We start from the raw sequence: 11,479 nt of genomic DNA, 5'->3' as shown, positions 1-11,479 counted from the left end.
GGGCACGGCCACCCACGCCGTCGCGTGCCGCGGGGTCGCGGGGAAGAGACGCAGCACCGCTCCCGTGATCACGCCGAGCGTGCCCTCGGAGCCGACGAAGAGCTGGGTGAGGTCGTAGCCGGTGTTGTCCTTGCGCAGTCCGCGCAACCCGTCCCAGACCCGGCCGTCGGCCAGCACGACCTCGAGACCGAGGACGAGCTCGCGGGTCATGCCGTAGCGGAGCACCGCGGTGCCGCCGGCGTTGGTGGCGAGGTTGCCGCCGATGGTGCAGCTGCCCTCGGAGCCCAGCGACATCGGGAAGAGCCGCCCCACCCGCTCGGCCGCGGCCTGCACGTCGGCCAGCACCACGCCGGCGTCGACGGTGACGGTCCCGGCCACCGGGTCGACGTCCCGGACGGCGCGCATTCGGCCGAGCGACACCACGACCTGGCCGCCCGAGCCGTCGGGGACGCCGCCGCCGACCAGCCCGGTGTTGCCGCCCTGCGGGACGATCGCGGTCCCCGCGTCCCGGCAGGCCGCCACGACCTGGGCCACCTCCGAGGTGGAGCCGGGCCGGACCACGGCCAGGGCGCTGCCCTCGTGCACGCCGGTCCAGTCGACGACGTACGCCGCGACGTCGGCCGCCTCGGTCAGGACGTGGTCGTCACCGACGGCGGATCGGAGGCGGGCGAGCAGGTCGGTCACGGGTTCTCCTTCGAGGTCCGGCGGGGGAGGCCGGGCCGAGCACGACGGCGAGGGGCGGTGGGCCACATCCTCGCCCACACCGGAGTGGGACACGTGATTCGGTTCCCCTGCGCCCACGCATCTGTGAGGGTGGTCGGTGCGGAGTGACTCGGCACGACAGGGGAGACAGTGGACGACGGAGCAGGCGGGGCCGCGCGGGGTGATGAACCGTGGGCCGACGACCAGACGCGCCAGCACCTCCAGGTGCTCGTTGAGAGCGTCGCGGTCCTGGCCGGCTTCGAGCAGTCGGCGATCACCCTGCGCCGGGACGACGACTTCCTCATCCTCGTGGCGGCGGGTGTCGCCGACGGCTTCGCCGGGACCCACGTGCCGGTGTCGGCGATGCAGACCGAGATCGACCGGGCCGACGACTGGGGTGCGTGGCGCTTCGTCCCGCACGACCGCGTCACCAACGAGGTGCTCCAGTACAGCCACATCCCGGACGTCACCCCGCTCGAGGGCCCCGACGCGTGGCACCCGCTCGACATGCTCTTCGCGCCGCTCCACGACGACGAGGGACAGCTGCGCGGCCTGCTGTCGGTCGACAGCCCGCGCGACGGCCGGCTGCCGGGTCCCGAGCAGCTGGCCGTCCTGACCCAGTACGCCGGCGTGGCCCGCACGCTGGTCCTGCTGGCGCTGGAGCGCGAGACGCTCGCCGAGCGGGTGCGGATGGCCGACGAGGCGCGCGAGATCGTGCGCCGCGCGCTGGGCGAACCCTCGCTCGAGCTGGTGCTGGAGGCGTGCCGCGCCGGGGTGACGTCCTGCTTCGGCGCCGTCGGCATGTGGCTGACCGCCTTCGACAGCGACGGCGGCACCTCCACCACGTCGTACTCCCGCGGCAGCGACGTGGCGCCGTCCCTGTCCGAGGTCGACGACGTCGTCATCCGGCTGGCCCACCGCTACTGGACCGACCAGTACGTCGCCCACTTCTCGCACGCGCGGGCCGACCAGCCCGGGCTGCCACCCGACGACGCCCAGCGCCTGCTGGGCTTCCTCGACCGGATCGGCATCGGGTCGGTGCTCTTCGTCCCGCTCGGCGCCGGTCCCGAGTGCCTCGGCTTCCTCGTCCTGACGCGCGTCAGCGACACCCCCGCCTGGACGACCACGGAGCGGGTCGCCGCCCTCGACATCGGGCGCGACCTCGGCCGCGCCGTCGCCAACGCCCGGCAGATCGAGCGCGAGCGCGCGGTGGCCGACCGGCTGCGCAAGCTCGACGGCTATCGCATGGAGATGGTCAACACGCTCGGCCACGAGCTGCGCACACCGCTGTTCTCGATGACCGCCAACCTCGAGCTCCTCGACGTGGACTCGCTCGGTCCCGAGGACCGTCGCTCCGTGGCCGCCGCCGGCCGCGGTGCCGCGCGCATGCAGGCCGTGATCGAGGACCTCCTCGCGATGGCCCAGGTGGCCGACCCCCTCCACGAGTTCGTGCCGGAGCGGGTCGACCTGCGGCAGGTCCTCCTCGACGTGGCCGAGGAGTGCCACCTCGCGGCCGCCGAGAAGTCCCAGGCGTGCGTCCTCGACGTCCCCGAGGAGCCCGTCCTGGTGTCCGGCCGGCGCGACGAGCTGCACCGGATGCTGGCCAACCTGGCGAGCAACGCGATCAAGTACTCCCACGAAGGGGGACGCATCGACGTGCGCCTCGCCCGCGAGGACGACGACGTGGTCGTCAGCTTCAGCGACGCAGGCATCGGCATCTCCGACGTCGACCAGCACCACCTCTTCCGCGAGTTCTTCCGCTCCACCAACCCCGATGCGATGGCGCGCCCGGGGACGGGCCTGGGGCTGGCGATCGTCGACCGCGTCGTCCGCCGGCACTCCGGCAGGGTCGAGCTCACCTCCGAGCTGGGCCGCGGCACCACCGCCACGGTGACGCTGCCCGCCCGTCCCGACGACGCCGTCAGCGCCGGGTGACCTCCAGCGTCATGAAGGTGCTGTGGGGGTCCTCCACGTAGGACCCGAACGGCTCGCACGGGACGAACCCGGCCCCTGCGTAGAGCGACCTCGCGGGGGCGAAGAACTCCATGCTTCCCGTCTCGAGCGACACCCTCGCCACCCCGCGCGAGCGCGCGTCGTCCAGGGCGTGGACCAGCAGGGCGGAGGCGACCTCGCGCCCGCGCGCGCGGGGCTCGGTGCGCATGCTCTTGAGCTCCTCGTGGCCGGCGTCCAGCGCCGCCAGCGCCGTCGTGCCGACGATCCCGTCGGGGGCGGCGGCGACCCACATCCGGACCCGTGGCGAGTCCAGGGCTGCCAGGTCGAGCGCGTGCCTGCTCTCGGGCGGCGCGGTCGGGGCCAGGTCGTCGAGGTGGGCCTGGAGGAACGCCGCCAGCCGGGGGTCGGTGAAGTCGGCGCGCGAGATCGTCGGGTGCACGCCACCATGATGGGCCCGTTGGCTGGCGCCCGACGGGGTACCGGGGGAGGACACGCACGACCGAGGCCGGGAGGCACACCAGCATGTCCAACGACGCCATCGTCATCCTCAAGGACGACCACAAGCAGATCCGCAAGGTGTTCCGGGACTTCCAGGCGGCCGGTCCGGACGCCACGGTCAGCAAGGGCAGGCTCGTCACGACGATGATCGAGCTGCTGACCCAGCACACCTACATCGAGAACGAGGTCATGTACCCGCGGGTGCGCGAGCTGCTGCCGGAGCTCGAGGACGACGTGCTCGAGTCCTACGAGGAGCACCACGTGGCCGACGTGCTCGTCACCGAGCTGGCCGCGATGAAGCCGTCCGACGAGCGCTTCGACGCCAAGACGACCGTCCTCATCGAGAACGTCACGCACCACATGGACGAGGAGGAGCAGGACTGGTTCCCGAAGGTGCGCGAGGGGCTGGGCCGCAAGCAGCTGCAGGAGATCGGCGAGGAGATGCTCGCCGCGAAGAAGAAGGCGCCCAAGAAGCCGTCGCAGCCGAGCGCGCTCAAGAAGACCATCGACGCGGTCATCGCCTGACCCGCAGCTGACCGTGGAGCTCCCGTGTCGCATGTCGGCACCGGAGCTCCACGATCGTCAGGCCTGGACGTAGCCCTCGCGATAGCTCGGCCGCGTCGGCGCCCAGCCCGTCGACCGGAGCAGGGCGTTGGAGAGCCGCTTGCCGTGTCCCTGGTCGGGGTCGGCGCGCGGGGGCGCGGGCGCGCCGAGCAGTCCGGCGAGGTGGGCCGCGACGTCCCCCATCTGGGCCGGCTCGTCGTCGGTGCCGAGGTAGAGCGGCGCAGGCTGCCCGGGCATCGTCAGCAGGTGGACGACCGCCGCCGCCGCGTCCTCGCGGTGGATGCGGTTGGTCCAGCGGTGCGGGTCGGCGATCCGTCCCTCGCGGACCTGGTCGAGCAGCCGCGTGCTGCTGCCGCCGTACAGCCCGGACAGGCGGAGGACGGTGCCGTGCGGGAGTCGCGCGTGGAACGCCTCCTCCGCCGCGAGCAGCATCCGCCCCGGTCCGTCGGCGGGTGCGGCGGGCGAGGTCTCGTCCTCGAGCGGGGGCCGGTCGTGGCTCGCCTGAACGGCCGTCGAGGAGACCAGCACGGCCCGCTCGGGTGCCTGCTCGAGGGCGTCGAGGGCCCGCGACATGCCATCGACGTACGTCGCCCGGTAGGCCTCCTCCGTGCGCGGCCGCGCCGTCAGCGCCACGACGACGAGTCGCGGGCGCAGGCCGGCCAGGTCCGGCGCCTCCCGGGTCAGGTCGACCGACTGCCCGTGCAGGGGCGCCGGGACGCGGTCGGCGTGGCGCCGCAGCGCCAGCACGTCGTGGCCGGGGTCGGCCAGCCGCAGCCCGACCGCGGCACCGAGGTCGCCGCACCCGACGAGGAGGACATCAGGGTTCACGCGCGCACCGTACGCCGTCGCGCCGCCCGGCTAGGGTCGAGCCGTGGCTCGCATCCTCCAGGCCGACTACCTCGTGGTCGGCGCCGGCGCCCTCGGCATGGGCTTCGCGGACGCGCTCGTCGACCACTCGGAGTCCGCGCGCGTCGTCCTGGTCGACCGCCGGTCCGGGGTCGGCGGGCACTGGCTTGAGGCCTATCCCTTCGTCCGGCTGCACCAGTCGTCGTGCTTCTACGGCGTCGCCTCGTCGCTGCTGGGTGGCGGCGCGCTGCAGACGAGCGGTCCGGAGGCGGGACTGCAGGAGCGTGCCTCGCAGCCGGAGATCGTGGCCTACTACGCGCGGGTCCTCGACCGGCTGGTGGGCACCGGGCGGGTCGACTTCCTTCCCGACAGCGACTTCGACGGCCACCGCACGGTGACCTCGCGCGTGACCGGGGAGCACGTCGAGGTGTCCGAGTCGTGCCGCATCGTCAACGCGCACTACCTCGCGCCCACCATTCCGGCGGAGGTGCCGCCACCCTTTGCGGTGTCCGAGGGAGCCCGGGTGCTGCCGGTCAACGACCTCGTCGGGCTCGAGGACGAGCCGAGCCAGTACGTCGTGGTGGGGTCCGGCAAGACCGCGACCGACGCGATCGTCTGGCTGCTCGCCCGCGGCACCGACCCCGACGCGATCTGCTGGGTCCGCCCGCGCGACCCCTGGATGCTCGACCGGGCCCGGGTGCAGCCCGACCCCTCGATCTTCTTCGGCCTGGCCGCCGACCTCATGCAGTCGGTCGCCGTGTCGTCCTCGCTCGAGGACGCGTTCCTCCGACTGGAGGACGCCGGCGTGATGCTGCGCGTCGACCGCTCGGTTGCGCCGACCATGGCCAAGGCCCCGACGCTCGCCCGGTGGGAGCTCGACGAGCTGCGCACCGTCGAGGACGTCGTACGGCATGGGCACGTGCGGTCGGTCTCCCGTGGCCGGCTCGACCTCTCCGACGGATCGGTGCGCATCGCCGAGGACGCGCTGGTCGTGCACTGCGCCGCCGACGGCCTGAAGAACCCGCCTCTCGTGCCGATCTGGCGGCCCGCCGACATCACCCTGCAGCCGGTGCGGGCCGGCTTCCCGAGCTTCGGGGCCGCGCTCGCGGGATACGTCGAGGCGACGCGCACCGACGACGTCGAGAAGAACCGGGTCTGCGGCCCGTCCGGCTACGGCAACTCCCTGCAGCAGTGGGCCGCGATGAACCTCCTCGGCACCCGCAACGCCCAGGCCTTCTCCTCCGAGCCGGCCATCAAGGAGTGGGCGGACGGCGTCGCGCTCAACCCGGCCCGGGTGCCCCCGGGACACCCGGGATCGGCCGCCCTCGACGACGCGCGCGCCCGGCTGGCGGAGCACACCGCGCCGGCCCTGGCCAAGCTCGCGGCCTACTGCTGAGGCTCGGCCGCCGTCGCCAGGAAGTCGTCGACCTCGGCCGCCGTCGGTGCCGACTCCGGCCCGCGCCGGGTGACCTTGATGGCGGCCGCGGCATTCGCCCGCCGGCAGCCCTCGACCCACGGCGTACCTGCCGCGACCTCCGCCAGCAGCGCGCCGGTGTGGGTGTCGCCGGCGCCGTTGGTGTCGAGCGGCTTCTGCGGGAAGCCCGGCACGTCGGTGGTCTCGCCGGCCACGTGGACGGCACAGCCCTCCGGGCCGTCGCGGACGATCGCGATCGCGTCGCCGCGCAGCAGGGGGGCGATGGCCGTCGTCAGCGCGGCGAGGTCCTCCGGCGCCTCCGCGCCCACCTCGCGGAGCAGGTGCTCGGCCTCCTCGGCATTGCTCGACCAGACGTCGGTGACCGCGAGCATCGCGGCCCGCACGTCCTCCGGCAGGCCGGCGAACGCCGCTCCCGGATCGAGTACGACGACCACGTCGGGGTCGAGCGTCGGCAGCCAGGCGAGCAGGGGATCGCGCGTGCTCCCGAGGACCAGCGAGAAGCCGGTGACGCACACCAGGTCGCCGGCCCGCGGGTCGGAGGTGGCGAGCGACTCGACGCTGATCCGGCGCTCGGCGCCGAGGGTCGTGACGAACGTGCGCTCGGCGCTGGGCTCGACCATCACGACGCAGATGCCGGTGTCGCGGTCGGCCACCGGGGGAGCGGAGACGCCGATGCCCTCGGCCTCCAGGGCGGCCCGGACGAGGTCGCCGTGCGGCCCGGTGCCGTGCGCACCGGCGTGCACGCAGTCCGCGCCGAAGCGGGCGGCGGCCACCAGCACGGTGACCGCGCCGCCGGCGTAGTCGGTGGCGGAGGCGGCCATCACGTTCTGGCCGCGCGCCGGCAGGTCGGGCACCTCGACGACGACGTCGACCAGGGCCTGGCCGGTGTGGATGACGCGGCTCATGCGCCGCCACCGAGCCCCAGGACCTCCGCGGTGGTGGCCAGGGTGATCTGCGGCGGGTAGAGCGCCATCACGTCCATCGCCGCCCGGTGGTTGTCGGGGGTCGAGCCGGCGCATGCGTCGGTGACGACGGTGATCGTCGCTCCGGCGTCGGCGGCCGCGAGCGCGGTGGAGACCACGCAGCAGTCGGTGGAGACGCCGGTCAGCACGATGTGGGGGGTCGGCCCGGTGATCGCCTGCAGGGCGGGACCCCACTTGCCGAACGTCGGCACCGACACGACCTCGGAGCCCACGCCGGTCATCTCGGGCACCAGCTCGAGCAGCGGGTCGTCCTCGGGCACGTCGGCGAACGGCCAGGCCTCGAGGTAGGCGGCCCAGCTGCCCCGCGGCTCGCGCGCCGGCACCCAGCGCGTGACGACCGTGCGCTCACCCGCGGCGGCGGCGAGGCGGCGTACCGGGTCGACGATCGCGGGGAACATCGGCGAGCCCCACTGGCTCGACGGGTCGGCGAAGATCCGCTGCGGGTCGATGACGACCAGCCAGGCGTCGGGGTGCATGCGGTCAGCCTGTCAGAGCCCGAGGGACATCCGAGGAACGCAACGGTCGGTCCGGGGACCGCAATCCGTCCGCCACGCCCTCGGACAGGCGTCGGCGGCCACCGGTCCCCCGACCGGTGGCCGCTGACGCGTGCGAGGCACGCAGGGGGACGCTGCCCCGACTACTTGACCTCGGCCCGCAGGACCGCGCGCAGCCCGAGGGCCAGCGGGATCCACAGCCACACCACGCTCGTCACGCCCAGCTGCTGCCAGTACTCGGCCGTCATCGTCTGGTCGAAGAGCCGGGTGATGGCGAAGTTGACGTCGACCCACGGCTGCAGGTCGCGGAACCACTCCTGGAAGGCGGCGAGGGTGCCGAAGGCCACCGGGAGCACGAACGAGTAGACGAAGTAGCCCACGATCGCGCCGGCCGAGCTGCGGAACAGGACGCCGAGCATGAAGCCCATCAGCATGCTGAGGATGTTGGCCAGGACGATGTAGCCGAAGGTCTCCAGGCTGATGTCCCACACCGCGTCGAGGCCCGTGATCGCGGAGCCGAGCAGGTTGCCCAGCGTGCCGATGGCGAGTGCGAGGGCCATCGAGACCACGCCGATGGCGACGGTGACGACGAGCTTGGAGGTGATCACCCGTCCGCGCCAGGGCACGAGCGTGTACGTCGTGAGGCCGGTGCGCTGGCTGTACTCGCTGGTGATCGACAAGATCGCGATGATCGGCAGCACCACCGACAGCGGCATGCCGATCGCGGTGGAGAAGGTCTCCAGGGTGATCGCCTCGTCCGGCGCCCAGATGATGACCGCGGCAGTGGCGAGGACCGACACGATGCCGACGCTCGCCATGAGCCAGAAGCCGGCGCGGGTGTCGAACATCTTGCGGAGCTCGACCCTCGCGAGGCGGCTCATCGGGATCGGGCGGACGGTGCGCGCCGTGGCGGGCGCGACGTCCGTCGTACGAGGCAGGGGCGGGGTCTGCGTTGCGGTGGTCATGCTGCTGCTCCTTCGCGGGCGGTCTCGGCGGTGAGCTCGAGGAACATCTCTTCCAGTCCCGCGCCGTCGGCGGGCCGGAGCTCGCGCAGGACGACGCCGGCGCGGTGGGCCGTCTCGCCCACGAGCTCGGGTTCGGCGTCGACGCGCAGGCCGCCGTCGATGGGTGAGGTGACGACGGAGGCCTCGTGCAGGGCACGGGCGAGGCGGTCGGGCTCGGCCGTTCGCACGAGCGTGCCGGCCGCGGCCAGCAGCTCGGACTTGCTCCCCTGGGCGACGATCCGGCCCTGGCCGATCACGACGAGGTCGTCGGCGATGACCTCGATCTCGTGGAGCAGGTGCGACGACAGGAGCACGGTGCCGCCGTCGTTCGCGAAGCCGCGGAGCAGGTCGCGCATCCAGCGGATGCCGGCCGGGTCGAGGCCGTTGGCGGGCTCGTCGAGGATCAGCACCTGCGGGTCGCCGATCAGGGCGGTCGCGATGCCGAGGCGCTGGCGCATGCCGAGCGAGTAGTCGCGGACCCGGCGCGAGGCCTCGTCCTCGGTGAGGCCGACGCGGGCGAGGGTCTCGGCGACGCGGGTCCTGGGCAGTCCCATCGTCTGCTGGGCGATGGTGAGGATCTCGCGACCCGTCCGCCCGGCGTGCTGCGCGGAGGCGTCCAGCAGGACGCCGACCTCGAGCCCGGGGTTGACGAGGTCGCGGTAGTCGCGGCCGCTGATGGTGACGCGGCCGGTGCTGGCCCGGGTGAGCCCGACCATGACGCGCATGGTGGTGGACTTGCCGGCACCGTTGGGACCGAGGAAGCCGGTGACCCGGCCCGTCGCGGCCGTGAAGGACACGTGGTCGACGGCCGTGAAGGGGCCGTAGTGCTTGGTGAGTGACTCGACGCTGATCATGGGTCCCACCTTCGCGGCGACCTACGGGCGCGCGCATCGGGGACAGGTCCCCGAACGCCCCTGAGGGCGACCCTGAGAAACCCCTCACGGCCACGATGTGGCGCCATTGGGTCCTCTTGGGAGAATGGCCGGGTGAGCCAGCCCACCGAGCAGCGTCCGCCCCAGGTCACCCTGGCGTCGGGCATCGTCATGTTCGCCTCCGTGATGGTGCTGGTCAGCGCCTGGGAGCGGATCGCGACGCTCGGCTCGCTGGAGACCCAGCAGTCGATCCGCGACTTCCTCGCCGAGCCGCCGTTCACCTCGCTCGGCCTCGACGTCCCGGGTGCCTCCGAGGTGCTCCGCATCGCGTGCCTGGTGGCCGCGGCCTGCGCCTGCGCCACGGCGATCCTCGGCTGGTACGTCCGCACGCCCGACCGCTCCGCGCGCCTGGGGCTCTCGCTCTTCGCGGTGCCGGTCTTCGTGACTGGGCTCCCCGCGGGTGGCCTGGCCGGCTCCTTCGTCGCCGCGGGTGCGGCGATGCTGTGGCTGATGCCGGCTCGCGAGTGGTTCGCCACCGGGAAGTGGACGCCGCCCGCTCCCGCGCCCGAGAAGGAGCCGCGCGACAAGGGCTCGCTGCGTCGTACGCCGCTGGGCGGGCGCGGCGACCACTCCGGGCCGGGCCCGGTGTCGCCGCCGCACCCGACGACGCCTCCGCCGGCGACCCGGCCCTTCGGTGAGCACCGCCCGCCGGCCTCGACGGCGGACCAGGCCCAGCGCCGGACCCCGTCACAGCAGCGGCAGCTGCTGCTCGAGCGGCCGGCCGCGATGGTCGCGGCCTTCGTCATCACCGTGGTGACCGCCGGCGGCCTGCTCACCCTGTCGCTGCTGTGGGTGGCGATCGCGGGACTGTCGCCGGAGTTCTTCAGGGCGCTGCTCGAGCAGCAGCCCGACATGTTCGACGAGGGGCTCACCTTCCAGCAGGTGCGCGCGACCGTCTTCGCCTATGCCTCCGCCTTCATCGTGTGGTGCCTGGTGGCGCTGGTCCTGGCCGGGTTCGCGATGGCGCGACGCGAGTGGGCGCGTCGCGGCCTGATGGTGATCGCCGCCTTCAGCGCCGGCGGATGCCTGGTCTTCGCGCTCAACACGGTGCTCGTGCTGGTCCCGGCGGCTGCTGCCGTCGCGACCGTCGTCTGCCTGAGGCGGATCGAGGTCCGCCGCTGGTTCTCGCTCGAGCCGCACTGACGCGAGCGGGCGCGGGCGCGGACAACCGCGGACGTGGTGAGATAGGCGCATGAGCGAGCGGAGCGAGCGAGTCATCCAGCGCAGTGCGACCTGTGCCTCATGGGCGCACGGAGCGAAGCGAGTACGCCCATGAGCGAGCAGGAGCCGGGCCCCACGCACACGCCCTACGGCCAGTCCGACCCCTACGGCCAGCCGCCGTCGGGCCAGCCGTCCCCCTACGGTCAGGCGCCGGCCTACGGTGCGCCCACGCAACCGACCGACCGGCGCCCGGGCACTGTCACCGCGGCCGCCTGGATCACCATGGTCCTCTCGGCCATCGTCGCGGCGCTCTTCGGCTTCACCGCCCTCGCGCTGCTCGTCGCGCGCGACCAGGTCATCGTCGAGCTGGAGAAGGTGCCGGAGTTCCAGGACGCCGACATCGACCCCGATGCCGCGGTCGGCGTGCTGGTCGCGGTGCTGGTCGGCCTGGTCATCTGGGCACTGATCGCGATCGTGCTGGCCGTCCTGGTGCTGCGCCGCTCGAGCGTCGCGCGGATCCTCCTCGTCATCTCGGCCGTCATCACCGCGCTCTTCTCGCTGGTCGGCGTCGGCAGCGGGGTGTCCGCCGTGACGCTCGTCGCCGCCATCGCCGTCGTCGTGCTGCTGTTCACCGGCGGTGCCGGCGCCTGGTTCAACCGCCGGGACTCCGGCGGCGGCTACCCGGGCGGCTACGCGGGTGGTCAGCACGGCGCCACCTACGGCGGGCAGCCGGGCGGGCCGTACGGCCAGTCCGCCACGCCGCCCCCGTCCGTCGACAACCCCTACGGCCAGAGCCCGTCCGGTCCCGACCCCTACGGCCAGCAGCCGTCGGACAACCCCTACGGTCAGCCGCCGGCCGAGGGCGGCACCGACTACCCGCCGCGGGACTACCCCAACCGCTGAGAGC

The 11,479-nt window shown here is 73.4% G+C and carries 12 protein-coding genes; 5 read left to right on the top strand and 7 right to left on the bottom strand.

The window, feature by feature from the left end; all coding sequences use genetic code 11:
* The coding region (locus JWN97_RS19060; protein ID WP_297626554.1) for an FAD-binding oxidoreductase at window positions 1-684 on the bottom strand (684 nt) is incomplete at its 3' end.
* A gap of 168 nt (window positions 685-852) precedes the next feature.
* Between JWN97_RS19060 and JWN97_RS19055 the strand changes: the two genes are divergently transcribed.
* On the top strand, window positions 853-2,637 hold the full coding sequence (locus tag JWN97_RS19055; protein ID WP_297626551.1) for a HAMP domain-containing sensor histidine kinase: 1,785 nt from the start codon (window positions 853-855) through the stop codon (window positions 2,635-2,637).
* On the opposite strand, the gene JWN97_RS19050 is transcribed toward JWN97_RS19055, so the two are convergent.
* Window positions 2,624-3,094 (bottom strand): GNAT family N-acetyltransferase, encoded by a 471-nt coding sequence (locus JWN97_RS19050; protein ID WP_297626548.1) that lies wholly within the window; start codon window positions 3,092-3,094, stop codon window positions 2,624-2,626. The two genes, JWN97_RS19055 and JWN97_RS19050, sit on opposite strands and share 14 nt — an antisense overlap.
* Window positions 3,095-3,177: 83 nt before the next feature.
* Between JWN97_RS19050 and JWN97_RS19045 the strand changes: the two genes are divergently transcribed.
* The gene (locus JWN97_RS19045; RefSeq protein WP_297626545.1) at window positions 3,178-3,678 is read left to right on the top strand and encodes a hemerythrin domain-containing protein; all 501 of its coding nucleotides are present in this window, start codon (window positions 3,178-3,180) and stop codon (window positions 3,676-3,678) included.
* Between the two features lie 57 nt (window positions 3,679-3,735).
* Here JWN97_RS19045 and JWN97_RS19040 read toward each other — a convergent pair whose 3' ends face one another.
* On the bottom strand, window positions 3,736-4,545 hold the full coding sequence (locus tag JWN97_RS19040) for a hypothetical protein (protein ID WP_297626542.1): 810 nt from the start codon (window positions 4,543-4,545) through the stop codon (window positions 3,736-3,738).
* 43 nt (window positions 4,546-4,588) lie between these two features.
* Here JWN97_RS19040 and JWN97_RS19035 point away from each other — a divergent pair, with 43 nt between their 5' ends.
* Window positions 4,589-5,959, top strand: a complete 1,371-nt coding sequence (locus JWN97_RS19035) for an NAD(P)-binding protein (protein ID WP_297626539.1) — start codon at window positions 4,589-4,591, stop codon at window positions 5,957-5,959.
* Here the strand turns inward: JWN97_RS19035 and JWN97_RS19030 are convergent.
* The 4 genes from JWN97_RS19030 to JWN97_RS19015 all read right to left on the bottom strand — a co-directional run bounded on the left by JWN97_RS19030 (window position 5,950) and on the right by JWN97_RS19015 (window position 9,333).
* Entirely contained in the window at window positions 5,950-6,903 is a 954-nt protein-coding gene (locus JWN97_RS19030) for a PfkB family carbohydrate kinase (protein WP_297626537.1), read from the bottom strand. The two genes, JWN97_RS19035 and JWN97_RS19030, sit on opposite strands and share 10 nt — an antisense overlap.
* Complete coding sequence (locus JWN97_RS19025) at window positions 6,900-7,457, bottom strand: isochorismatase family protein (protein WP_297626534.1); 558 nt, start codon at window positions 7,455-7,457, stop codon at window positions 6,900-6,902. The genes JWN97_RS19030 and JWN97_RS19025 overlap by 4 nt, the downstream gene beginning before the upstream one ends.
* 161 nt (window positions 7,458-7,618) lie before the next feature.
* Window positions 7,619-8,440 (bottom strand): ABC transporter permease, encoded by an 822-nt coding sequence (locus JWN97_RS19020; RefSeq protein ID WP_297626531.1) that lies wholly within the window; start codon window positions 8,438-8,440, stop codon window positions 7,619-7,621.
* Window positions 8,437-9,333, bottom strand: coding sequence for an ATP-binding cassette domain-containing protein (locus tag JWN97_RS19015; RefSeq protein ID WP_297626528.1), 897 nt, complete (start codon window positions 9,331-9,333; stop codon window positions 8,437-8,439). The genes JWN97_RS19020 and JWN97_RS19015 overlap by 4 nt, the downstream gene beginning before the upstream one ends.
* Window positions 9,334-9,465: 132 nt before the next feature.
* Here JWN97_RS19015 and JWN97_RS19010 point away from each other — a divergent pair, with 132 nt between their 5' ends.
* Entirely contained in the window at window positions 9,466-10,554 is a 1,089-nt protein-coding gene (locus JWN97_RS19010; RefSeq protein WP_297626525.1) for a hypothetical protein, read from the top strand.
* 129 nt (window positions 10,555-10,683) lie between these two features.
* Window positions 10,684-11,475 carry a hypothetical protein gene (locus JWN97_RS19005; RefSeq protein WP_297626522.1) on the top strand — a complete coding sequence of 264 codons (792 nt, stop codon included), beginning with the start codon at window positions 10,684-10,686 and terminating at the stop codon, window positions 11,473-11,475.
* Window positions 11,476-11,479 lie beyond the last annotated feature (4 nt).

The sequence above is a fragment of the Nocardioides sp. genome, assembly GCF_025965415.1.
Taxonomy (GTDB): Bacteria; Actinomycetota; Actinomycetes; order Propionibacteriales; family Nocardioidaceae; genus Nocardioides.
The sequence above is the reverse complement of the archived record's forward strand: the minus strand, read 5'-3'. Positions and strand labels throughout refer to the sequence as shown.